Here is a 23,531-nt window from a genome sequence, read left to right on the forward strand (position 1 = left end):
GTATCCCGAGGGCGCAACACGCGAGGCCGCCGAGTGAACGTTTCCGCGCCCTTCATCAAACGGCCGGTCGCGACGACGCTGCTTGCGGGCGCGCTGTTTCTCCTGGGCGCGGTCGCTTATTTTTTCCTGCCCGTCGCGAGCCTCCCGGCGGTCGATCTTCCGATCATCGGCATTTCCGCGTTGCGGCCCGGCGCCGATCCGCAGACGATGGCGGCGTCGGTCGCGGCGCCGCTCGAACGTCGCCTCTCCACCATCTCCGGCCTGAACGAGCTGACCTCGACGAATTCGCTCGGTTCGACTCAGATCATGGCCCAGTTCGATATCACGCGGGACATTGACGCCGCCGCGCGCGACGTGCAGGCGGCGATCAACGCTGCGCTCACAGACCTGCCGAGCGATCTGCCGATGACGCCGCACTATCGCAAGGCGAGCCAGTCCAGCATGCCGGTGATCGTGCTGGCGATGACCTCCGACACCCTGCCTTCGAGCGCCGTTTTCGACGCCGTCGACTCGGTTATCGCGCAGCGCGTTTCGCAGGTTCCCGGCGTCGGCGAAGCGCGCCTCGTGGGCGCCGAACAGCCGGCGATCCGCGTCCAGGTCGACAGCGCGCGGCTCGCCGCTATGGGACTCGGCGTCGATGCGGTCGCCAATGCGCTCTATGCCGCCAACGCCCACTCCGCCGTTGGCGCGCTTGAGGGCGATACGCGCGAGATCACGCTTGCAACGACCGATCAGCTATCGACGCCCGACGATTACCGCAACATCGTCATCGCATCGCGCAATGGGGCGGTGCTCAAGCTCGGCGACGTCGCCAAGGTCGAACTCGGCATAAAAAATCGCAATGCCGCCGGATGGTTCAACGGTAAGCCCGCCGTCCTCCTGATCGTCACCAAACAACCCGACGCTAATGTGATCGAAACAGTCGATCACATTAAGGCGCTGTTGCCGCGGCTTAAGGAATGGATTCCGAGCGGCGTCAAGATCAATGTGCTCTCCGACCGCACCCAAACGATTCGCGCCAGCATTCATGACATTCAGCGCACCCTGGCGATCTCCATCGTGCTGGTGATGATGGTCGTCTATGTGTTCTTGCGCCGCTCGACGCCGGTCATCGCCGCTGGAATTACAGTGCCTCTCTCCCTGGTTGGCACTTGCGCGGCGATGTGGGTTGCTGGCTACTCGATCGACAATCTGTCGCTGATGGCCCTGACCGTCTCGGTCGGCTTCGTCGTCGACGACGCCATCGTGATGATCGAAAACATCCAAAGCAACGCCGAGCGCGGTTTGAGCCGCATGGAGGCGGCTCTGGTCGGCGCCAAGCAGATCGGCTTCACTGTCCTGTCGATCAGCCTGTCGCTCGTCGCCGTTTTCATTCCGCTGCTCTTCATGGAAGGCGTGATGGGCCGGCTGCTGCGCGAATTCGCCTGGACGCTGACCTTCGCCATCGCGATTTCGACGGTCATCTCACTGACCGTGACGCCGATGATCTGCGCGCGCTTGCCCGCGCCTCGCGAGAAGCCGCCATCACGCTTCGATCGGCTGATCGAAGGCGGTCTCGACAGGGTCGTGGATTTTTACGCGCGCAGCTTGCGGCCAGTGATCGATCACCCTTGGGCAACGCTGATTGTCGTGGTGATCTCGATCGCCTGGACGGTCCGTCTTTATGAGACGATCCCAAAGGGAACCTTGCCGCAAGACGATATCGGACTGATCAATGGTACGACCGAAGCGTCAGGGGACATTTCATTTACTGAAATGGCGCGGTTGCAGCGGCTCGCCTCCGACACGCTGCTCGCCGATCCCGACGTCGCCAATGTCGGCTCCTTCATCGGCGGCACTTATATGGCCTATTCGATGAATCAGGGCCGGCTGTATGTCGCCTTGAAGCCGGCCGACGAGCGACGCGCGTCAAGCAAGGAGGTGATCGCGCGCCTGCGTCGAGAATTCGCGAAAATCCCCGGGCTCGGCGTGTATATGGTGCCCTCTCAGGATCTGCGAAGGGGCGGGCGGCTCAGCAAGTCGCAGTATCAGTTCACCCTGTCGAGTCCGTCGGTCGAAACTCTCGAAGCATGGCGCGACAAGGTGCTGGAGCGCTTGAAACAAGCGCCCGAACTCGTCGACGTGACCTCAGACCAGGAGCGCGGCGGGTTGCGCGCCAAGGTCGTCATCGATCGCAAGGCCGCCTCGCGGATGAATGTGCAGATTTCCGCCATCGACGCGGCGCTGAACAGCGCGTTCGGGCAAAGACAGGACGCAATCATCTATACTCAGCGCAATCAATATCGCGTCGTCTATGAGACTCCAACCGAAAGGCAGCGCGACATTCGCGATCTTGCAGGAATTTACGTATCGACAGCGACCGGCGACCAGATTCCGCTGACCGCGCTCGCCCATATCGAGCGCAGCTCGTCGCCGCTCGTCGTCCATCATCAGGGCGTCGTGCCGGCGACGACCATTTCCTACAATGTCGCGCCCGGCTACAGTCTCGACGCGACCGTATCGGCGATCGAAAAGGCGATCGCGGAGCTCAATCCGCCGGGCGGCCTTCGCGCCGAATTCGCCGGCGATGTTGCAGATTTTCGCAAAGTCGCGGGCGGCATGGCGGCGCTGATGCTGGCCGCTCTGCTCTCGGTCTACATCATTCTCGGCATTCTCTATGAAAGCCTCGTCCATCCGATCACGATCATCTCGACGCTCCCGTCAGCGGGGCTCGGCGCGCTGCTGTCGCTTGAACTGTTCGGCGTCGAATTCACCATCATCGCCTTCATCGGCATTTTGCTGTTGATCGGCATCGTCAAGAAGAACGGCATCATGCTGGTGGATTTCGCCTTGCAGGCGGAGAGAGACGGCGGCATGTCGGTGCACGACGCCGCGCTCGCGGCGGCGCGCGAACGCTTCCGTCCCATTCTGATGACGACCTTCGCCGCGATCTTCGGCGCGCTGCCGCTTGCCTTCGCGACCGGGATCGGCGCCGAACTTCGGCGCCCGCTCGGCATCGCCATCGTCGGCGGCTTGCTGCTCAGCCAGGCGCTGACGCTCTACACGACGCCGGTGATCTATCTCTTGATGAGCAAGCTCAAACGGAATAAGCCCGCCGCGCCTTCGCCCGCCAAGGGGACCAAGGGAGCGGACGCGGCGATGTCATCGAGCGTATCCCGATCGATGTTCTGATCCCTCGAAAGCGGGAACTCTGAACATGGAATGAGAATGGAGGCGGGATGGCTGACCTCCCTCTCCCCCCTCACTCGCTCGTCCGCGACGACCATGTCGCATGCGAGACGCCGTCGAGACGGGCGAGGGAGTCGACCACCGCGTCGAGCTGTTCGCTCGTCACGCTCGACGTCGCCAGCGTCGTGACGATTTCGACGTCGTCTTCGCGCTCATGTTCGGCGATGTCCTGAATGGGGTAGGCGGCGGCCTCCAGCCTTTCGATCATCTGGTCGCGAATGGCGTCGCGCCGCGCTTCGCTGCCGGCGACGCGGACCTCATAGACCGCCTCGGTCGCGCTCTCGTCGATCGGCGCGCGTTCGATGAGATGCACCAGCGGCCGCAGGAAGGTGTTGCCGGCGAGCACGAAGGCGGAGAGCAGGACCGCTTCAGCCGGCCGGTCGGCGCCGGCGAAACCGCCCATCACCGCCGAGCACCAGATCGTCGCCGCGGTGTTCAGCCCGCGGATGTTCATGCCCTCCTTGAGGATGACGCCGGCGCCAAGAAACCCGACGCCCGACGCGACATAAGCGAGGACCTGGGTCGCGCCCTGATTGCCCATCAGCCGCATGCCGAGATCGACGAAGGCCGAGGCGCCGAGCGCGACCAGCGCATTGGTGCGCAGCCCGGCGGTGCGCTGGCGATATTGGCGCTCGGCGCCTATCGCGGTGCCGAGAACGATCGCCACGCTCAACGAGACGAAGGTGTTGAGAATTTCCGCGCCGTCGAAATTCGCGATTGCGTTCATGGCTTAATCCATCGGCGTTGCGCTTTCCGGCTTATAGGCGGACAGAGGAGGCTTGTCGCCTGCGATGAAATTCCAGGTCAACGATGCTCCATCTCACCGCGTCATGGCCGGGCTTGTCGCGGCCATCCGCGCCGGGACGCCGCGCGCTGACGAAGCAGACGCCGCACGATCGCTCTTGACGTTCCGGCCGATCGCAATGTCCTGCCGTGGATGCCCGCGACACGCGCGGGCATGACGGCGGAAAGCGGGCTGAAATTAACCCGAGTTCGAGGCGCTGGCGCTTTCTTGCTTTGAATTGACCGTAACGCAACGCTCCTGTATGAAGGCTGCGCTGCGCCGCAGCATGAGGCGCTCCAGCCGCGTATGTCGACGTTGCCGTCGACGAGCTGTCGAGCGCCCCCTTTTCCCATACAGACGGCCCGTTACGCGGGGCCCGATCTCTTTTTCGTCCGGAGCCGGCGTCTTCACGCGCGGTCCTTCGGGCGCGAATCGACAACTGAAAGCAACAACGAAGTGACCACATTCTCCGATCTCGGTTTGAACGAGATCCTGCTGCGCGCGCTTAACCGCGAAGGCTATGAAATTCCGACGCCGGTCCAGGCGCAATCGATCCCCGCCCTTCTGCAAGGCCGCGACCTTCTAGGCGTCGCGCAGACCGGCACCGGCAAGACGGCGGCTTTCGCTTTGCCGATCCTGCACCGGCTGCTCGCCGATAAGCGCCGCCCGGCGCCCAACACGGCGCGCGCGCTGGTGCTCGCGCCGACGCGCGAACTCGCCACCCAGATCGCCGACAGTTTTCGCGCCTATGGCCAGTTCTTTAGGCCGAGCGTCGGCGTCATCGTCGGCGGCGTGTCGCATCGTCCGCAAATCGACATGCTGGCGCGCGGACTCGACGTCTTGGTCGCGACGCCGGGACGGCTCCTCGACCATATCGGCAGCGGCAGGCTGAAGCTTGCAGCGACCGAAGCGCTGGTGCTCGATGAAGCCGACCATATGCTCGATCTTGGATTCATCGTGCCGATCCGCCAGATCGTCGCGAAACTGCCGAAGCGCCGCCAGACGCTGCTGTTCTCGGCGACCATGCCGCGCGAAATCGCCGCGCTCGCCGACGACATGCTGCACGAGCCGGCGAAAGTTTCCGTCACCCCGGCAGCGACGACCGCCGAGCGCGTCGAACAGCATGTCTATCTCGTCGCGAGCGGCGCCAAGCGCGACCTGCTGGTGGAATTGCTGGGCGACCGCGACATCGCGCGCGCCATCGTGTTCACGCGCACCAAGCGCGGCGCCGATCGCGTCGCGCAGCATCTCGAAAGCGCCGGAGTCGGCGCTGACGCGATTCACGGCAACAAGAGTCAGAGCCAGCGCCTGCGCGCGCTCGATGGATTTCGCAAGGGCCGCACGCGGGTGCTGGTCGCGACCGACATCGCCGCGCGCGGCATCGATGTCGATGGCGTGACCCATGTCGTCAATTACGAATTGCCCGAAGTCGCCGAAGCCTATGTGCATCGCATCGGCCGCACCGCGCGCGCCGGCGCGACGGGCAGAGCGATTTCGCTCTGCGACAATGGCGAACGGCCGCTGCTGCGCGCGATCGAGAAGCTGACGCGCCAGACGCTTGCATGCACCGACCGGCGCGGCGCGGAGGCGCGGGAGGATGATGGCGCTCCGGTGCGCCAGCCGACCAGGGCGTCCAGAAGCCCAAAGCCGCCGGCGCCGCATCGAAACGGCGCGCAGCATCCGCGCCGCGACGGACAGCGTCCCGCGGCGAAGCGACAGGGCGCGCCGAACGGCCAGAAACGCCGCGCCAATGGCGGCGCGCGTCACAAGCAGGCGGGCCGTCCACAGGCGTAGCGCTATAGTCATGGCGTTTCGATTCGAGTGACGCCATGATCTACGATCTTCTCATCGTCGGCGGCGGGATCAACGGCTGCGCCATCGCGCGCGACGCGGCGGGGCGCGGCCTGTCGGTAAGGCTTGTCGAGCAGGGCGATCTCGCGCAGGGCACGTCCTCCGCCTCGACCAAGCTCATCCATGGCGGTCTGCGCTATCTCGAACTTTATGAATTTCGCCTAGTGCATGAGGCGCTCGCCGAGCGCGAATTGTTGCTCGCCGCCGCGCCGCATGTCATCTGGCCCTTAAAATTCGTTCTGCCTTATGAGAAGGGGTTGCGGCCCGTCTGGCTGCTGCGTCTTGGTCTCTTCCTTTACGATCATCTCGCGCGCCGCAAGCGTCTTGAAGGCTCCCATATGGTGCGCCTCGCCGGCGACGCGCTCGGCGCGCCGTTGCGCGAAGCTTACCACGTCGGCTTCACTTACGCCGATTGCTGGGTGGATGATTCGCGCCTTGTCGTGTTGAACGCGCGCGATGCGGCGGAGCGGGGCGCGACGATCAGCGTCGGTGCAAGGCTCGTTCACGCCGAACGTCGCGGCGACCATTGGCGCGCGACGGTTGCGGATGGAGAGACGATCGAGGCGCGCGCGCTCATCAACGCCGCCGGCCCCTGGGTGTCTCAGGTGATCGAAGACGCGCTGCGCATTCCTTCGCGCAAACATGTGAGATTGGTGAAGGGCTCGCATCTCGTTCTGCGCAAGCTTTTCGAGGGCGCGCAGGCCTATATTCTGCAAAACCCCGACGGCCGCATCATTTTCACGATTCCCTATGAGCGCGAGTTCACGCTCGTCGGCACGACCGATGTTTCCTATGATGGTCGGCCCGGCGCCGTCGCGATCAGCGACGCAGAGACGGACTATCTGCTCGCGTCGCTCAATCATTTTCTGCGTCAGCCGGCGACGCGCGACGACATTGTCTGGAGCTACGCCGGGCTGCGGCCGCTTTATGACGATGGTTCGCTCAAAGCATCGGTCGTCACTCGCGATTACGCCTTCGATCTCGATGCGCCAGAAGACGCCGCGCCGTCGCTCTCGATTTTCGGCGGCAAGATCACCACGGCGCGCCGCCTCGCCGAACATGCGCTCGATCAGCTCGCGAGCTTTCTTCCGCCGCATGGCGCGGCCTGGACCGCGCGCGCTGTTTTTCCCGGCGGCGACATGCCGCAAGGCTTTGATCGATTTCTCGATGATCTCAAACGCGACAAGCCATTTCTCGGCGATGAGCTGGCGCTGCGTCTCGCGCGCGCTTACGGAACGCGCGTCTTTCAAATATTGAACGATGCGCGTTCGCTCGACGCTCTTGGCCGCGATTTCGGCTGCGGGCTGAGCGAGGCGGAGATCGCCTATCTGTGCGAAGGGGAATGGGCGCGCACGGCGCAGGATATTCTCTGGCGCCGTTCAAAACTCGGCCTGCATATAAGCGCGGAGCAGCAGATGGCGTTGCGGGAGTTTGTCGGAGCCTGACGACTTTTTCCCGCGTCATGGCCGCGCTTGTCGCGGCCATCCACGCATCGCCGCCACGGTCCATTGACGATCGTTCGGCGATGTCCTGGCGTGGATGGCCGGCACGAGGCCGGCCATGACGTCGTTGGATGGCGCTCGGAGTTTCCTTATTCCCCAAGCGCCGCATGCGATTCATTCACCGACGCGTCGCCTTCGATTACTGTCTTCGCTAAGCCTGGCGCGGCGACGGCGAGATGATCGGCGAAGAAGCGGGCGAGCGCGGCGTAGCGCGCCGCGCTGGGATTATTCTCTTTCGCCGCGGCCTTCGCGCCCTTCACCAGCAGCGTCGCGCCGCGCGCCAGCGCGAAGAGCCGCAGATAGGGCGTCGCGCCGGCGAGCGCGGCGACGGCTTCCGTCTTCGTCAGAAATTCGCTCGCCCGCGCCAGCGCCTCGACTGCTTCGCGCAGCGCTTCTTGCGAAAATTCGGCGTCGCGCACGATGGCGCGCATGTCCTCGGCCTCGGCGGCGAGCGCCGCGCCGTCGCTGTCGCGGATTTTGCGCGTGACGAGATCGATCGCCTGAATGCCATTCGTGCCTTCATAGATCGCGCAGATGCGCGCATCGCGTATGAGCTGGGCGACGCCGGTTTCTTCGATATAGCCCATGCCGCCGAAGATTTGGATGGCGAGCGACGTCGCCTCATTGGCGATATCGGTCGAAAACGCCTTGGCGACCGGCGTGAGAAGACTCGCGCGCTCATGCGCCGCCGTTGCGCGGGCAGCGTCACTTTCGCGGCGCGCGCGATCGATGGACGCCGCCGTCTCACAGCAGATCGCCCGCGCGGCGACCGTCGAACTGGCCATGGTCAGCAACATGCGCGCGACATCAGGATGTTCAATGATCGCGCTCGCTTCCTTGGCGCCGGGCGCGCGTCCCTGTTTACGCTCGCGGGCGTAGTGAAGCGCCATCTGCGTCGCGCGCTCGGCAAGAGCGACGCCTTGCAGCCCGACGGCGAGGCGGGCGTTGTTCATCATCGTGAACATGCAGGCGAGGCCCTTGTTCTCCTCGCCGAGGAGATAGGCGACGGCGCCGCCTTCATCGCCATAGATCATGGTGCAGGTCGGCGAGCCGTGAATGCCGAGCTTGTGCTCGATGCCCGCGCAACGCACATCGTTGCGCCGCGTGAAAGCGCCCGCCTCGTCGGGCAGAAATTTCGGCGCCAGAAACAGTGAGATGCCGCGCGTGCCCTTGGGCGCGTCGGGAAGACGCGCGAGCACGAGATGCACGATATTGGGCGCGAGATCGTGCTCGCCATAGGTGATGAAAATCTTCTGGCCAAAGAGGCGGTAGGAGCCGTCGCCGGCGCGTTCGGCGCGCGTGCGCATCAATCCGAGATCCGATCCCGCGCCGGGCTCGGTCAGATTCATCGTCGCCGTCCATTCGCCGCTGACGATCCTGCGCAGATAGGCCTCTTTCAGCGCATCGCTCGCATGCGCCTCCATCGCCTCGATCGCGCCATGGCCGAGCAGCGGGCAGATGGCGAAGGCCATGTTCGCCGCGTTCCAAATCTCGGTGCAGCCGGCGTTGAGCAGGGCGGGGAGGTCGAGACCGCCATAATCCGCGCCGGCCGCGATGGCGTTCCAGCCGCCTTCTTTCCATTGGGCGTACGCCTCTCGCCAGCCGGGAGGCGTCGTCACCGCGCCATTGGCGTATGTCGCGCCGACGCGATCGCCGATCTTGTCGAGCGGCAGCAGAATCTCTTCGGCGAATTTCGCGGCCTCGGTCAGCGTCTGCTCGGCGACCCCTTCGGCAATATCGCCATAGGCGCCGTCCGGCTCGATCGCGCCTTCGCCGGCCGCGAGGCGGAGCGCGAAGAGAATATCGTCGAGCGGCGCGCGGTAAGTCATCCGAAGGTCCTTGATGCGAATCGATGCGTGGAATTTAGCGTGCCGGGAGGGCAGGGTCGGCGCGCTTCTCCGACGCGGCTTGCGCCGGGCGAGCGGACCGTTAAAATCGCTCATCCATCCGATGAGCCGCCTGAGAGGGCTAATGCCGCTTTTCGCCTATCGCTGCAATGATTGCGCGCATGAATTCGAGACCCTGTCGCGTTTTGACGAAACGCCCGAATGCCCGGCTTGCGGCGGCGCCCATGTCGAGCGCCAGCTGTCGTTGATCGCGCGTCCCGCGGCGGGCGGCGAGTCCGGGGAAAGCTGCGCCGCCATGTCCGGCGGCGCGCCCTGTCCGAGTTGCCCGGCGCTCGCGGGACAGATGTGACGTCGGCGGCGACCCTTCTCGGGGCGCGTCGCATCATCGTTCCAGCCAATGGCATTGAATTCGAGGTTTTCGAAGCTGGCGCGGGCGACCGGCTCGCGCTGCTTCTGCATGGCTTTCCCCAGCACGCCATCATGTGGCGCCATCTCGTGGGTCCGCTCGCCGCGGCGGGATTTCGCGTCTGGGCCGTCAATCAGCGCGGCTATGGCGCGACTGCCCGCCCCTCAGAAAAAGACGCCTATTCGCTCGAGGCGCTGACCGGCGACGTCGCCGGATTGATCGACGCCGCACGTCCCGCCTCGGTTTCACTCATCGGCCATGATTGGGGCGGCTTCATTGCCTGGGTCGTCGCTATACGCCGGCTGCGTCCGATCGACGCGCTCGTCGTAATCAATATTCCGCATCCTCTGTGCTTTCGACGGGCGCTCGAACAGCAATGGCGGCAGAAGTTCAAATCCGCCTATGCCGCCTTTTTTCAACTGCCCTGGCTGCCCGACCGGCTCCTGTCCGCGCGCGGCGGCGCCTTCGCCGAGCGGCTAATGCGATGGTCGGCGGCCAGCCGCGAAGGCGTCTTCTCGAAAGACGCGATGGACCTTTATCGCGCCAATGTCGCTTCGCCCGGCGCGGCGACGGCGATGCTCAACTGGTATCGCGCGGCGGGGCGCGAGATTCTCGAAGCGGAGGACCTCGATTCGCCGATCGATGCGCCCACGCTGGTCATCTGGGGACTTCGTGACGCGGCGCTGGGCGTCGCCTGTCTTGACGGCCTCGAATGCTACGTTCGCAATCTCCGAATCGAACGGCTGCCCGCCGTGTCGCACTGGACTCCGGAGGACGCGCCGGAAAAGGTTAACGCGCTGATTTTGGGCTTTGTGTAACAATATTCGACGCTCGCTGCGCAAAAAGCGGCGTCCAGGAGCGTCGAACGGTTGACTTGGCGCGCTGGCGTGGGAATCTGTACCATGGTCCCGGACCTGCGAGTCCGGCGGTCGCTGTTTTGCGCCTATCGCTCTGCGGCCGGCTGTTGGCCAAGAGAAGGAGATGATCCATTCGCCGTCCACAGAAGAGCGTCGCAGCCCCCCAGAAGGAAGGGCCGCGCATAAATCGGGAAATTCGCGCGCGAGAAGTGCAGCTAATCGATTCCGAGGGGAAAAATCACGGCGTCATCCAATTGCCGGAGGCGCTGGCCATGGCCGAAGGAGCGGCGCTCGATCTCGTCGAGATCGCGCCGAATTCCACTCCCCCCGTCTGCAAAATTCTTGATTACGGGCGTTTCCGCTTCGCCGAGCAGAAGAAGGCCGCCGAGGCGCGCAAAAAGCAGAAAGTGGTCGAGGTCAAGGAAATCAAGCTCCGGCCCGGCATCGACGACCACGACTATGACGTCAAAATGAAAGCGGTGCGCCGCTTCTTCGAAGAAGGCGACAAGGTCAAGGTCACGCTTCGCTTTCGCGGTCGCGAAATCGCGCATCAGGATATCGGTTATCGGCTGCTGTCGCGCGTAAAGGCGGAAACGGCCACGCTGGCCAAGGTCGAACTCGAACCGTCCATGGAAGGACGGCAGATGGTGATGGTGCTCGCGCCTCGATAGCGCGCGCCTCGCCGCTCGATCACGTTATCTGCATTTTGGCGAAATCGCCAAAATGCAGATAACGTGATCGATCTCAAAAGTTTAGAGCGCGTTATGCGCGAAAAACCGGTTCCCACTTTTTCACAACGCGCTCTAGGGCTGGGGCCGGGCTGCGGCCGGGGGATGGCGATCGCCATGTTTGAATCTGGATTTCGGACTTTGGCTGCGCGCCGCGTCGGCATTTTTGGCGCAGCGGCGCTCATCGCCGCCGGCGTCGCCATCGCCAGGGCTCAGATTGTCCTCCCCGGAGCGGTGGCGCCGAGCCCGGAGGGGACGGTCGCCGGCGGCGCGAAGAAAAAAAGCGTCGGCGGCGAGATGGGCGCGGCCGCAGGGCCCGCAATCATGCCGAAGGCGCCTGCCGAAGATGCGATCGTCGGAAAGACTCTCAAGCGCGACGGCGAGGGGAGCGCCATCGAATTCTCCCGAGCCGGCGCCGAACTGCAGGTCGCTAAACTCACGCTTGTCGGCGATGATTTGCGGCGTTCGGGCGAATCCTGCCGGGTCGAGGTCGCTGGCATGCCGCTCAAACTCGCGGCGCTCGAGAGCGACACTGGACTGCGTCGCTATCAGATCGCCTTTCCCCCCTGTCCCTTTGCCTTCAGCGTCCTCGATGGCGCGATCCTCGTCACCAATGAGGGCAAGGCCTGCGAATTGAAGCAGGCGGAGTGCCGCGCCGATCCCGAAGGGCTTTGGGGTATGGGCGTCGACGAAATCGATCCCAAGAAGGGCGAAGAAATGCTCGGCGCCCGCGCCCGTGTCGAGAAGACGGTTCGCAATACGTTTCGCGAGCTCTACGACCGTAACAAGAAGGAAAAGCCGATACGCAACTTCCTCGTCAAGGAGCAGGCGGGCTTCTCCTCCTGGCGCGAGGAAGTTTGCCGCTCCTATGCGCGCGAGCCGGATTTCGGCTATTGCGCCTTGCGATTGACCGAGGCCCGCGCGATCGCGCTCGGCGCGCAACTCGCCTCGGGCGTCAAGCTGCCGCCGGGCGTCGCTGAAGAGCTCGCGGCAGAGAACGCGAAAAAGGACGCCAAGAAATAAGGGGCGGAGTTCATCGTCGCCGCGCCAGCCAGACAGTGTGACGGCCGCAACTTGGATCGTCCGCCACATGCCTCATGACCTCGAAACCATTCGAGTCGAGGAGCGATACATACTCCTCGGGCGCGAGACTGGCGTGATAAAGCAACTCGCCTTCGAATTGACCAAACGCCTCGCCATGCGCCGGTCCGCTGGTGAACATCAATGCGGCGCGGGGCGAAGCGTGCGCGCCGAAGATCGGAAACATCCGGCGCTGATCGTCGAATCCCAAGTGAAAAAAACTGTCCCAGGGGACGATTCCGTCGAAGGAGCGCTCCAGCGAGAGCGCCCGCATGTCGGCGACGCGCCAGTCGCCTTGACGCAAGTTCTCCCGACACAGAGCGATCATCTCAGGCGCCGAGTCGACGCCGGTCACGTCGCATCCGTTTTCGATGAGGTAGCGGGCGATGGGCCTGCCAGAGCCACAGCCCAGATCGAGCACGCTCGGGCGCGCCGGCAGTAATTCTCTGAAACGGTCGAGCCAATGCGCCTCGATCAGCCGATCATCCCGGCGTTGCGCCCATAAGCGGGCGTGGCGCCGATAAAGTCCGATGATGCGATCGGCGCCACCGCTCATGAGTTCGCCTTTCGCCGAAAGATGGCAGGAAATTCTATCCTTTCCGCATCAGCATGCCGCGCGCCGGATCGTAGGCAAGGATCGCCGCGATAAGGAAGACGCTCGTATAGACGAATACGATCGCAAGAGATGTCCATGCGACTTTCTCGTAAAAGGCGAAACGGATCAGTTCGACTGCGTGAGTGAACGGATTGACTTCGCAGACGTAATAGAGCCAGGGACTCGACTCCCTGACGCGCCACAGCGGATAGAGCGCGGACGACGCAAAAAACATCGGAAAGATCACGAAGTTCATCACGCCGGCGAAATTTTCGAGCTGCTTGATCAGCGACGACAGCAACATGCCGAGCGCGCCGAGCATCAGCCCGCTGAGCGCGAGCGCCGGCAGCGCGGTCAGATAGCCCCATTTGGTGGGCGGCTCGATCTCCCAGAAATAGGCGATCAACAGAAAGGCGTAGACCTGCAGAATCGAGACGGCGACGCCGGCCAGAAGTTTCGAGCCGAGCAGAAACCAGCGCGGGAAGGGCGAAACGAGCAGCGTGCGCATATTGCCCATCTCGCGGTCGTAGACCATCGAGAGCGACGACTGCATGCCGTTGAAGAGCTGGATCATCGCCATCAAACCGGGCGCGATATAGACTTCATAGAGCACATAGGTTTCGTAGGGCGGGATGATCGACACGCCGAGCACCTGCCGAAATCCCGCGGCGAAGATGAAGAGCCAGACAAGCGGGCGCACCAGCGCCGAGACGAAGCGTTCGCGCTGATGCAGAAAGCGCAGGCCCTCGCGCCACACCACGCCCGAAAGACAGATGAGATATTGGCGGGAGGCGAAGCCCTTGGGCGCGGCGATTTCGCTCATGCCGAAAGCCTCTCCTGGACGGCGCCAGTGATGCGTGTGAAGGCGTCGCCAATGTTCATGGCGCCTTGCGCGGCGACGATCGCCTGAACCTGGTCGGTCGCGAGAACTTTGCCCTGATGCAGAATGACCACCTGATCGCCGTCGCCGATTTCGTCGATGAGATGCGTCGCCCATAAGACGCCGAGAGTCTTTTCCTGCACAAGGCCTCGCACAAGCGCGAGAAGATCGGCGCGCGCCTTGATATCGAGTCCGACCGTCGGTTCGTCAAGCAGAAGTAGCCGCGGATCATGCAGCAGAGCGCGGGCAATCTCGACGCGGCGCATCTGTCCGCCAGACAGGGCGCGGGCCTTGTCCTTCGCGCGGTCTGAGAGTCCCGCGCGCGCCAGCGCCGCTTGCGCGAGGCGATGCGCTTCGATCGGGCCAATGCCGTGCAAGGCGGCGTGGTAGATGAGATTCTGCATCACGCTCAATTCGAGATCGAGCGTGCGCGCCTGAAACACGACGCCAAGCCGGCGCAGCGCGGCGCCGGGCTCGCGCATGACGTTATGGCCGAAAATATCGATCTCGCCGTGACGCGCCGCGTAGAGCCGGGTGATCAGCGAAAACAGCGTGCTCTTGCCGGCGCCGTTGAGGCCGAGAAGAACGGTGAAACTGCCCGGCGGCACGCAGAAGCTCACGTCGTCAAGCGCCTTGCGCGCGCCGTAGGAATGGCTGACGTTTTTTATTGCGAGCGCGGGGGTCACTGCGTGCGCTCCAGACCCAATGCCAGCCCAGAAGCGTCGCAGAGCGTGTCATTCCCAGCGCGCGCAATGCGCGCGACCGGGAATCCAGGGCCGCGCCCCGTCTCGCGAAAAGAGGCTCTGGATTCCCGATCGCGCTTCGCGCGTCGGGAACGACAGGCGGGAAGAGCCAACCTCATTGCGGCGCCACGACGATGCCCCAGGGAAAGGCGCCGACAGGAATTGACTTCACCACTTTGAGCGATGCGACATCGATCACCGACACGTCGTTGGAGACGCCATTGGCGGTGAGCAGATATTTTTCATCGGGTGTGAAGGCGAGATGCCAGACGCGCTGGCCGACAAGCAGATATTTTTCGACCTTCTTGGTTTCGGCGTCGATCACCGCGACGCGATTGGCCGGGCCAAGCGCCACGAAGGCGCGCTTTCCGTCGCGCGTAATTGAAATGCCGATCGGCTGGATCGCCTCCTTCGACATCGCCGGAATCTCGAAGCTGATCTTCTGCTTCAATTCACGTTTTACGGGATCGATGACGGCGACCGTCCCGCCGACTTCCGACGACACCCAGAGCTCCGAGCCGTCCTTCTTGAATTCGGCGAAACGCGGTCTGCCGTCGACGAGAATATTGGCGACGATCGCTTTCGACTGTGTGTCGATGAGATGCGCCATATTGGTGGTTTCCGAAGTGTTGACCAGCAGCCTGCCATCGGGGCTGACCGCCATGCCCTCAGGCTCGACGCCGACCGGAATGTCGCCGACCATCTCCTTCTTCTTCACGTCGATGAGCGTGACGAGATTGTCGTTTTCGTTCGAGACATAGATGATATTGCCGTCGGGACTGAGAGCCAGAAGCTCGGGATCGGGGCCGGACGGCAGCTTGCCGGTGATCTTCATCGTCTTCGTGTCGAGCACCTGAATCGCATCGTCGTCGCCGGCGCAAATGTAAAGTTCGGAACCGTCCTTATTGAGTTCAATGCCGCGTGGGCGCCGGCCGACTTTCACCGTTGTCGTCGCTTCGAGCTTCTCAGTGTCGATAACGGTGATGGAATTTCCCTTCTCGTTGCTGACATAGACTGTGTAGGCGTGAGCGGGCGTGATCAGTGTCGCGAACAGTATCGCGACGCCGAGCCCCCACCCTGTCCCTCCCCCGCTTCGCGGGAGAGGGGACGCCAACGATCGGCGTTTCGCGAAAAGGAAGGAGAGGCCGAATCTGGTCCCTCTCCCGCGACAGCGGGGGAGGGTTGGGGAGGGGGCGTTCGTCACTTCAATTTGCATTTCGTCTCCGGCTGGTCAGTTCCCAGCGTGTCAAGTTCGCTGACTTGATGAAGGAAGCCTTCCTGCGGCGAAACCGAGACGACCATGCGTCCGTCAGAAAGAAGTATCGGCTGGCGCAGTTGCAGGTTCCACGGGCGCAGCGTCAGCCGCACGCCTTTGAAGGCGGCGATCGAGAAATCCTTGCCGAGCATGTAGAGGCGCAGCTTCTCTGGGTCGTTCGAGGCGGTGCGCGTCGCGGCTTCGCCGATCATCCGCATGGCGAGCCAGGCCGCATTGTCACGGGCGTTCATCAGACGTCTGAACGTCTGGATGAAGCGATTCTGCAATTGAAGCGCGCCCCATTGTTCATGCGCCGGATCCCAATTCGTCGGCATCAGCCCGGCCGAGCCGGCGACCGGGCGCGGATCCCAGGTACGATAGGGAAGATAATTGGCGAACACCTCGCTCTCATCGGCGGCGAGGAGCGCGTCATAGGCAGACGCGTCCTGCGTCAGGACCGGAATCTGCCGCTGCGTCTGCACCGAGCCGGAGTCGCTGCGCCGTCCGCCGCCGGTGTCTTCATAGACGCGTTCGTCGACGATTTTCGCGCCGAATTTCCTGGCGCTGTTGCGCAACGCCTGCGCCATGAGTTCGTCTTTCGGATGCGATCCTTTGAAGAGCAGCCAACGTCGCCATTGCTTCCAGACGAGATATTGCGCCAGCCCGTCGGCGAGCATCGAACGCGTCGGCGCGACATGGATGACATTGGCGCGGCAGTCCTCTTCGCGCAGCCTGTCATCCGTCGCCGAGACGTTGAAGAGTAGCGCGCCCCTCATCTTGGCGCGCTCGGCGGCCGCGAGCAGGCGCTCGGGCGAGAGGTCGGCGATGATGAGAAGCGCGCCCTTGTCGATCAGCGTGTCGAGCGCCGCGACTGCATCGTCGTCTTCCTCGAGCCTGGCGCCGATCGTCTCAAATGTCTGGTTGGTGAATTTTCCCGTGGTGTTGTTGTCGGCCGCGCCGAGCAGGGCGCCGGCGAGCGTGTCGTCGGCGGCGGGAATATCTAGAATGGAGAGGGTCTCACGCGAATGCGCTTCGCGCAGAACGCCGACTTTGACATTTAGCGTTTCCGCCGCGACCGGCGTGGCGAGAAGCAGCAAGCAGAAGGCGGCGAGCAAGCTTTTCATGTCGCCTAAATGGCCGCTTTGGCGCGCGGGATCAAGTTGCTCGGCGCTCCCGCGCGCCCTCGTTTGTCACCGCATTACGCGCAGCAGCGCCTTGCCGTTCTTGGACGCGATTTCGTCGGCGTCGAGCGCGCCGTCATTATCGGGATCCGCATCCTTGAACATGCCGCTGATCATGATGAGAAACTCGTCCTTCGAGAGCGTGCCGTCGTTGTCGGGGTCGGCCGCTTCGAATTCCTTTTTCGAGACGCGACCCTTCATCTCTTTTAGGTCGACGGTCCCATCCGAATCCTTGTCTAGGCGCGTGAAAAGCTCCGTGGCGTGGTTATTGACTTCGTTGAGGTCGATCATGCCGTTATTGTCGGCGTCGAGCGCGGCGGCAGGGCCGGTCGCCTTCGCGAGCGCGGACGTGGCCGGCGGCGCCATGACGCCGGCGAGCGCCAGCGCGCCGAGCAGCAATGCCTTGTTCATTTACGACTCCCCTTAATAAGCCGATCGGACCAATATAGCGCGGGCCGCGTCGAACCGGCTAGGGCCGAATTACTGCGGCGCGTGTGATATATTGGAAGGTTTCCGGCGTAGCGGCAGGCTGGCGATTAGCACGGCAAGTATTCCCGTGACAAATATGCCGTCGAAGGTTCCCGCGCCGCCAAGCGAGGCGATAGGCGTTCCGATCTCTCGCATCTTGTCGAGATTGAGCAGATCGGCGCCGATGAGCGTGCCCAGGCTGCCGCTGACATAGGCGACCGGCGCGGCATGGTCGCGCGACAGCAAGAGCGCCAGACCCGCCGAGAGCAGCGGAGGCGCCACGATCGGAACGCTGATGCCGACGCCCGGCACGATCCGCGCCAGGAGATGGACGACCAGAGCGACGATCGCCGTCGCCACGGCGCCGACAATCCAGATTCGATTGCGGGCGAGCAGAAAGAGCGACAGGAAAAACGGAATCACGGCGCCGCCGACATTGACCGCCAGTATCATGCCCGGCCAGTCGACGACCATGGGAACGACATAGCGCCTTCCGAAAAAGTCGATCACTTCCTGTGGCACGACGCGCTCGCTAGCGAAATGCGCGATCGGTATGTTGACGTAGCCGCCGAGTAGCGAAGCGAGCAACAAGAGCGTCGCAGATGTGGAGCTCAGGCCGATGCGGCCGTAGGCGTAGCTGAGCACGCCGATTTGTATCAGCACAAAGAGCGCCACCAGCGCGCCGAGCAGGGCCGCGTAGACGATTGGCGGCAGCGGAAGATAATGAAGCTGATGCGAATACACGCGCGGCCTCCCTGGGCGTACGATCAGGCGCCGCAACCCCATATAGGGGGCGTGCGACCGAGATGCAGTCCAATCCGAAAGGCCAATGACGTGGCCTTGGGCGACAAAGATTACTGCGTCGCTTTTCCGGACAGGATGTTCGCCCAAGTTAAGGTTTGGGCCGTCCAGCTCAGAGTTGATGCATGGCGGCAAGCTTTTCACGCTCGCCCGCCGCTTACAGTTGAGGAGAATGCCGGTGATCGAGCAGCTGCCGAACTTCCCCGAGAATGTTGTTGCAATTCTCTGCAGTGGGCGCGTGACCAAGGCGGATTATGACTCTGTCCTCGTTCCCGCGGTCGAGGATGCGCTCAAGAAACATGAGAAGGTCAGGATCTATTATGAGATTGCGCCCGATTTCTTGGGAATCGATCCCGGCGCAATGTTCGAGGATTTTAAGGTCGGAATGGGACATCTTTCCCGCTGGGAGCGAATCGCGCTTGTCACTGACGTCGATTGGATCAAACACACGATGCAGCTTTTCAGCTTCATCACGCCCGGCGAAATGAAGCTGTTTCCAGGGTCGCAAGCCGATGCGGCGCGCGCCTGGATTACGGCTTAACGCTCCTTCGTGGCGCCACTGCGCAGCGGCAGCGACGCGGTAAGCCGCGCGCCGCCTTGCGGGTCATTCGTCAGCGCGAGCGCGCCGCCAAGCGCGCCGACTCTTTCACTCATGCCGCGTAACCCGAGTCCGCCCCTCGACGAAGGATCGCGCGTCGCGTCGAAGCCGGACCCATTGTCGCGCACGACGATATGCAAGGCGCCCTTGGCGCCCTTGGAGCTGTTGGCGCGCGTGACGCTCACATCGACGTGATCGGCGCCCGAATGCCGCAGCGCATTGGCAAGGCCTTCCTGCACGATGCGATAGGCGGTAAGCGCGATTCCCTCTTCGAGCTCGCCGGAAGCGCCGTCGAGCGAAAGCGCGATGGCGACGCCGGGGTTCGCCTCGCGCCAGCCCTGCGCCAGCGCCTGCAAGGCGTCGGCGAGTCCCATCTCTTCGAGAGCGGCGGGCCGCAACCGCCCGAGAATGCGCCGGTTGACCTGCTGCAAAGCGGCGATCTGCGCATCGATGCGCGCGCAATCTTCGGCTAGACGCGCCGGCTCGGCGCCTGGAGCGGCGGCGCGGCGCGCCAGCGCGCCGACTCCAGCGCGGATAGTGAACAGGAAGGGACCGATCTCATCATGCAAATCGCGCGCGATGTCCTTGCGCTCTTCGTCCTGCACCTGGATCATGCGCCGCACGAGCCGGCGATTTTCATCGTCGAGCTGTTGCAGCGTCGCGGCCAGCGCGTTGATCCGCTCCGCGATGATGATGAATTCCGGCGAGCCGTCGGCGGGAACACGCACCGAATGTTCGCCGCGCTCCAGACGCTGCAGGCCATCGGCGAGAGTCGCGACGGGGCGCAGCGTTCGCGATACGGCGAGCGAGACAAGTCCGAAGGCGGCGACCGCGATTCCAGCGCCGCCGATCGCAAGCCAGACGATCTCCTGCCAAATCTCGGCGATCTCATCCGCGGGATTGGGAGAGATCAGGATCAAGCCATGGCCGGTTTCGATGCGCGTCACGGCGGCGTTCGGCAGCACGAGCCGCGCGAACCATTGCGGCGCGCGATCGACATCTCCCTTCGCGGGCGTTTCCTCTCCGGCGAGCGCGACGCGTATATGGCGCAGCCGTCGCACGTCGGCGAGAAGTCGCGCAATCTCGGCCTGCGGATCTGGCGCGGCGTCGAGTCGCGGCAATGTCGCTTCGACCAGATCGCGCGCCAGTCGCGTCGCGCCGTCGACCTCGGCGCGAACCCGCGCGCCGGCGTGCAAGAGGAGCAGGCCGACGCCGAGCGCCAATCCCAGCGCGAGCACGGCGCCGAGCAGCAGCGAGAGGCGAAGGCGAAGCGAGAGCCTTCGAAGCATGGGTCATTTTTCTAGAGAAGCGCGCGACTTTACGAAAGGTCCCAATGCCGTCAATGTCTTGCCGCCGGTTCAGCAGACCAGGGTTCGTGGAGCCAATTCGAATATGCGCGTTCTCATCGTTGACGACCATCCGATCATCGTTTCCGGCTGCGCGGCGATGCTCGTCGGCGAGGGCGACATCGACGTCGTCGACGCGCGCGACGCGGAGACGGGACTTGCCGTCTTCACGGCGGAAAAGCCCGATGTGACGGTCGTCGACATCGGCCTGCCGGGCGTTTCGGGCTTCGAACTGACGCGGCGGATTCTGGAATCCGATCCAGGCGCGCGCATCGTCATTTTCAGCATGAACGACGATCCGATCTTCGCGGCGCGGGCGATTCAGATGGGCGCCAAGGCCTATGTGACGAAGAACGACGACCCCTATCTCTTGCTGACGGCGGTGCGCGAAGTCGCCAAGGGCGGCGTTTTTCTAATGCCCAAAATCGCCAACCGACTCGCCTTCGAAAAGAGCGGCGTGGCCGCCAGTCCGCTTTCGGCGCTGACCGCGCGAGAATTGGAGATTTTGCGGATGCTCGGACGCGGGCTAGGCATGGCGGAAATCGCCGACGCGACGCAAGTCTCCTACAAGACGATCGCCAACAGCTGCTCGATCATGAAACGAAAGCTCGGCGCCCGCACGCCGATGGAGCTGATGCGCATCGCGCTCGAACAGAAGCTGACATGAGGGATACGATCCTTCTCCCGCTTGCGGGAGAAGGTGTCGTCATGAAGTGATGACGGATGAGGGCCGTCTCCCGGATAGCAAATCAGTTTGAAATTTTAGACGGATGATGCGCCTTCATAAGGCAACCCGTCGTCTTCAAGTTGGGCCTGAAGAAGTGCGGCGAGGTATTCTTCCATTTTGGTAAAGTCGAGGTGCCCATCGTCCCATGCGCGATCGGCATGTTTTAATGCGTCCTCGTAGCCGGCCCTGTCTTCTTTGATGCGCTCGGGAACGATCTTGCGGCCTGGTAATAGCTTTTCGGATCGAGCGCAAAGGAGATAATAGCAAACCGCTCGCGCTGTGCGGCCGTTCCCCTCAATAAACGGATGAATCCAATTCAGCCGCCAAAGCCCATATGCAGCCAACTCAGTAGCTGTCCAGATGAACCAATTTTCCTGCACAGTTGAAATGAACCGATCCATCCAATCTGATACATCCTTAAAATGCGGCGGCTTATGCTCTCCTACGTAAATCGGTTCGTTCCTAAATCTTCCTCCAAACTGAGAGATATTAGCTACGGCCACGTGGTTTAGCGCCCACAGCATGTATTTATCAAACGCAACAGGCCCTTTCATTAGCCCTATTTCGATGCAGTTAATTAATAACTCATATTGCCTATTCAGCTTTTGTTCTTGTATTCTGTCGTATAATTCTTGGTCTTCTTGCTCTAATACGAACATATTTAAAGCCTTTCGTGGACGAGGCGGGATGACCCACCCACGCCCTATTCGGCTTCGGCCTTCAGACGAACGCGATCGACCGCGCCGATCGCCGACGCTTTAGTAATACGCGACCCCTTTGGGGCATTTCCATACACAAAGCTTGCTCGCTGTTCACGAAGCATGGCTTCCGTGACATGAACCGTTTTTGCCTCTGCCAGAAGACGTTCAAGTGTTGGGCGTTGAGGCGCTCGGTTCAAAGCCGACTTGCGCTCAGCCATTGATTCTCCCCCTGATTCTGTGTTCGGCGAACCATTACGACTGAAACGGTTTCCAGCAAGTGTCGTTCCCGCTGTTGGAGAAAAATTCTTCACTTTTAATATAATGATAACATGAAACTGGCGCTCCGTCCGACTTATACGGACGTCCAACCCTGCTTCGCGGGGCCAACCTCTCCCGTAAGCGGGAGAGGGACGCGGCCTACTTTCCCTCTGCGTCGGGGAAAGGCTCGAGCGGCGAATAATTCGCCGGCACGGGACCGGCCAGCGCGCCGAGAAAGGCGACGATGTCGGCCGCGTCCTTGTCCGACAGATCCTTTCCGAGCTGCGTCTTGCCCATGATTTTGACGGCTTTGGTCAGATCGTCGACCGACCCGTCATGAAAATAGGGCACCGTTTTCGCGACATTGCGGAGGCTCGCGACCTTGAAAACGTAAAGGTCGGCGTCGTTCTTGGTGACGTCGGCGCGGCCTTTGTCCGGCGTCGCGACGCCGGTTTCCTTCCAATAATCGTTGGCCACTCCAAATTTCTGGAAGGAATTGCCGCCGACGCCCGGGCCGTTGTGGCAGGAGGCGCAGCCGAAATCGATGAATTTGCGCAGGCCCGCTTGCTGCTGTTTCGACAGCGCCGAAACGTCGCCGGCGAGGAATGCGTCGAATTTGGACGGCGTCAGCAAGGTGCGCTCGAAGGCGCCGACCGCTATGCCCCAATTCTTCGAATTGATCGGGTCTTTCTCGCCGGGGAACGCCTTGGCGAAGGCGTCGGCATAGGCGGGAATCGCCTTGAGCTTGCTCATCGCCGTCGCTTGATCGGGATTGCCGAAGCTTGCGGCGCCGAGCAGCGATTTTTCCGCCTGGTCTTCGAGCGACTCGCGCTCGCCGCGCCAATGCTGCTTGAAATTCAGCGCGGCGTTAAATACCGAAGGCGCGTTGCGCGGATTCTCCTTGCCGAAAACGCCGATCGCCTTTGGCAATCCGTCGCTCGCCTGATTCTCCGGCGGATGGCAATGGGCGCAACTGACATTGCCGTCCATCGACACGCGATTCTCGAAAAACAGCCGTCGACCAAGCTCGACGCGCGCGGCCGCTACGGAATCATTAACGGGGAAGGGGACGGCGATCGGCTGGAAATTCTGCTTCGCGTCGGCGAGGAGCGTCTTGGCGTTCGGACTTTCCGCTCTGGCGGTCGTCGCGGCGAGAAAGATGAGGGCGCTAATGATGAAAAAAGAAGAATGACGCATTTTGAGGCCTCCCGCTGGCGGCCAGCCGCGCCGCCGTATCGCCGTAAAAACGATTCGAGCCGGCAATTCGAAAAGCACAACCGCTTTGCGCAGCGCTCTTCCTGCCGGCTCGATTCGGGAATTCTTTGGCGTCTTCGCCGGGGCGAAGACCGCGCCGACTTTTAGATTTCGGCGGACTCGTAGCTGGTGATTTCCATGCCGACGCAAACTTCGACAATCACGGGGGTCGTCCAGGCCATTTTTTCCTCCGTTTGGGACTCTCTTTGGCTCTGTCCTGCTTATGTTGGTGTGCGCCCGCAGGTTTAAGCTCGGCGCAGCATTTAACATGATCGCCGTCGCCGCGCAAATGGGATGCGGCGCACAATGGATTTCTTCAGCAGCCCCGGCAAAAACTGCCGTCGCGCCCGCTGATGCAAATGACGCGGTCGAACGTCTCGACAGGCGACGTGACGGCTGCTAGGCATAGCGAAACGCGGGAGGAGCCGCCCGGCTCGGCGA

23 protein-coding genes are annotated in these 23,531 nt (G+C 62.7%); 9 read left to right on the top strand and 14 right to left on the bottom strand.

What is annotated here, in order from left to right; genetic code table 11:
* Window positions 1-33: 33 nt before the first annotated feature.
* Complete coding sequence (locus AB7I51_RS04825; RefSeq protein ID WP_428403203.1) at window positions 34-3,171, top strand: efflux RND transporter permease subunit; 3,138 nt, start codon at window positions 34-36, stop codon at window positions 3,169-3,171.
* A 70-nt stretch (window positions 3,172-3,241) separates the two neighbouring features.
* On the opposite strand, the gene AB7I51_RS04830 is transcribed toward AB7I51_RS04825, so the two are convergent.
* Window positions 3,242-3,955 (bottom strand): MgtC/SapB family protein, encoded by a 714-nt coding sequence (locus tag AB7I51_RS04830; protein ID WP_428403202.1) that lies wholly within the window; start codon window positions 3,953-3,955, stop codon window positions 3,242-3,244.
* Between the two features lie 513 nt (window positions 3,956-4,468).
* On the opposite strand from AB7I51_RS04830, the gene AB7I51_RS04835 reads away from it, so the two are divergent.
* On the top strand, window positions 4,469-5,806 hold the full coding sequence (locus AB7I51_RS04835; protein WP_428403201.1) for a DEAD/DEAH box helicase: 1,338 nt from the start codon (window positions 4,469-4,471) through the stop codon (window positions 5,804-5,806).
* 35 nt (window positions 5,807-5,841) lie between these two features.
* On the top strand, window positions 5,842-7,308 hold the full coding sequence (gene glpD / locus AB7I51_RS04840; protein ID WP_428403200.1) for a glycerol-3-phosphate dehydrogenase: 1,467 nt from the start codon (window positions 5,842-5,844) through the stop codon (window positions 7,306-7,308).
* Window positions 7,309-7,454: 146 nt separating this feature from the next.
* Here glpD and AB7I51_RS04845 read toward each other — a convergent pair whose 3' ends face one another.
* A complete protein-coding gene (locus AB7I51_RS04845) occupies window positions 7,455-9,194 on the bottom strand; it encodes an acyl-CoA dehydrogenase (RefSeq protein WP_428403199.1) in 1,740 nt (579 codons plus the stop codon).
* A 142-nt stretch (window positions 9,195-9,336) separates the two neighbouring features.
* Here AB7I51_RS04845 and AB7I51_RS04850 point away from each other — a divergent pair, with 142 nt between their 5' ends.
* The 4 genes from AB7I51_RS04850 (at window position 9,337) to AB7I51_RS04865 (ending at window position 12,226) form a co-directional block, all read left to right on the top strand.
* Window positions 9,337-9,561: an FmdB family zinc ribbon protein gene (locus AB7I51_RS04850; RefSeq protein ID WP_428403198.1), complete on the top strand. Its 225-nt coding sequence runs from the start codon at window positions 9,337-9,339 to the stop codon at window positions 9,559-9,561.
* On the top strand, window positions 9,558-10,436 hold the full coding sequence (locus tag AB7I51_RS04855) for an alpha/beta fold hydrolase (protein ID WP_428403197.1): 879 nt from the start codon (window positions 9,558-9,560) through the stop codon (window positions 10,434-10,436). The genes AB7I51_RS04850 and AB7I51_RS04855 overlap by 4 nt, the downstream gene beginning before the upstream one ends.
* Before the next feature lie 170 nt (window positions 10,437-10,606).
* Complete coding sequence (gene infC / locus AB7I51_RS04860) at window positions 10,607-11,146, top strand: translation initiation factor IF-3 (protein ID WP_428403234.1); 540 nt, start codon at window positions 10,607-10,609, stop codon at window positions 11,144-11,146.
* 174 nt (window positions 11,147-11,320) lie between these two features.
* Window positions 11,321-12,226 (top strand): hypothetical protein, encoded by a 906-nt coding sequence (locus AB7I51_RS04865; RefSeq protein ID WP_428403196.1) that lies wholly within the window; start codon window positions 11,321-11,323, stop codon window positions 12,224-12,226.
* A 10-nt stretch (window positions 12,227-12,236) separates the two neighbouring features.
* Here the strand turns inward: AB7I51_RS04865 and AB7I51_RS04870 are convergent, their stop codons facing one another.
* From AB7I51_RS04870 to AB7I51_RS04900, 7 genes are all read right to left on the bottom strand, one after another.
* Window positions 12,237-12,839 carry a class I SAM-dependent methyltransferase gene (locus AB7I51_RS04870; protein ID WP_428403195.1) on the bottom strand — a complete coding sequence of 201 codons (603 nt, stop codon included), beginning with the start codon at window positions 12,837-12,839 and terminating at the stop codon, window positions 12,237-12,239.
* Window positions 12,840-12,873: 34 nt separating this feature from the next.
* Complete coding sequence (locus AB7I51_RS04875) at window positions 12,874-13,701, bottom strand: ABC transporter permease (RefSeq protein WP_428403194.1); 828 nt, start codon at window positions 13,699-13,701, stop codon at window positions 12,874-12,876.
* A complete protein-coding gene (locus AB7I51_RS04880) occupies window positions 13,698-14,444 on the bottom strand; it encodes an ATP-binding cassette domain-containing protein (protein WP_428403193.1) in 747 nt (248 codons plus the stop codon). Before AB7I51_RS04880 ends, AB7I51_RS04875 begins: the two co-directional genes overlap by 4 nt.
* A gap of 172 nt (window positions 14,445-14,616) precedes the next feature.
* Window positions 14,617-15,558 carry a YVTN family beta-propeller repeat protein gene (locus AB7I51_RS04885; protein ID WP_428403233.1) on the bottom strand — a complete coding sequence of 314 codons (942 nt, stop codon included), beginning with the start codon at window positions 15,556-15,558 and terminating at the stop codon, window positions 14,617-14,619.
* 143 nt (window positions 15,559-15,701) lie between these two features.
* Window positions 15,702-16,880 (bottom strand): ABC transporter substrate-binding protein, encoded by a 1,179-nt coding sequence (locus AB7I51_RS04890; protein WP_428403192.1) that lies wholly within the window; start codon window positions 16,878-16,880, stop codon window positions 15,702-15,704.
* A gap of 66 nt (window positions 16,881-16,946) precedes the next feature.
* Window positions 16,947-17,348 carry an EF-hand domain-containing protein gene (locus AB7I51_RS04895; protein WP_428403191.1) on the bottom strand — a complete coding sequence of 134 codons (402 nt, stop codon included), beginning with the start codon at window positions 17,346-17,348 and terminating at the stop codon, window positions 16,947-16,949.
* Window positions 17,349-17,417: 69 nt separating this feature from the next.
* On the bottom strand, window positions 17,418-18,149 hold the full coding sequence (locus AB7I51_RS04900) for a DUF1614 domain-containing protein (RefSeq protein ID WP_428403190.1): 732 nt from the start codon (window positions 18,147-18,149) through the stop codon (window positions 17,418-17,420).
* A gap of 235 nt (window positions 18,150-18,384) precedes the next feature.
* On the opposite strand from AB7I51_RS04900, the gene AB7I51_RS04905 reads away from it, so the two are divergent.
* Window positions 18,385-18,747 (top strand): STAS/SEC14 domain-containing protein, encoded by a 363-nt coding sequence (locus AB7I51_RS04905; protein WP_428406123.1) that lies wholly within the window; start codon window positions 18,385-18,387, stop codon window positions 18,745-18,747.
* On the opposite strand, the gene AB7I51_RS04910 is transcribed toward AB7I51_RS04905, so the two are convergent.
* A complete protein-coding gene (locus AB7I51_RS04910; RefSeq protein ID WP_428403188.1) occupies window positions 18,744-20,093 on the bottom strand; it encodes an ATP-binding protein in 1,350 nt (449 codons plus the stop codon). The two genes, AB7I51_RS04905 and AB7I51_RS04910, sit on opposite strands and share 4 nt — an antisense overlap.
* A 103-nt stretch (window positions 20,094-20,196) precedes the next feature.
* Between AB7I51_RS04910 and AB7I51_RS04915 the strand changes: the two genes are divergently transcribed.
* Window positions 20,197-20,817 (top strand): response regulator transcription factor, encoded by a 621-nt coding sequence (locus AB7I51_RS04915; protein ID WP_428403232.1) that lies wholly within the window; start codon window positions 20,197-20,199, stop codon window positions 20,815-20,817.
* A gap of 95 nt (window positions 20,818-20,912) precedes the next feature.
* Here AB7I51_RS04915 and AB7I51_RS04920 read toward each other — a convergent pair whose 3' ends face one another.
* The 4 genes from AB7I51_RS04920 to pqqA form a co-directional block, all read right to left on the bottom strand.
* A complete protein-coding gene (locus AB7I51_RS04920; RefSeq protein ID WP_428403187.1) occupies window positions 20,913-21,536 on the bottom strand; it encodes a Fic family protein in 624 nt (207 codons plus the stop codon).
* 44 nt (window positions 21,537-21,580) lie between these two features.
* A complete protein-coding gene (locus tag AB7I51_RS04925) occupies window positions 21,581-21,796 on the bottom strand; it encodes a hypothetical protein (protein WP_428403186.1) in 216 nt (71 codons plus the stop codon).
* A gap of 199 nt (window positions 21,797-21,995) precedes the next feature.
* Window positions 21,996-23,033, bottom strand: a complete 1,038-nt coding sequence (locus AB7I51_RS04930) for a cytochrome-c peroxidase (protein ID WP_428403185.1) — start codon at window positions 23,031-23,033, stop codon at window positions 21,996-21,998.
* A 161-nt stretch (window positions 23,034-23,194) separates the two neighbouring features.
* Complete coding sequence (gene pqqA, locus AB7I51_RS04935) at window positions 23,195-23,272, bottom strand: pyrroloquinoline quinone precursor peptide PqqA (RefSeq protein WP_083481414.1); 78 nt, start codon at window positions 23,270-23,272, stop codon at window positions 23,195-23,197.
* Between the last annotated feature and the right edge of the window lie 259 nt (window positions 23,273-23,531).

Source organism: Methylocystis sp., assembly GCF_050246715.1.
GTDB lineage: Bacteria > Pseudomonadota > Alphaproteobacteria > Rhizobiales > Beijerinckiaceae > Methylocystis.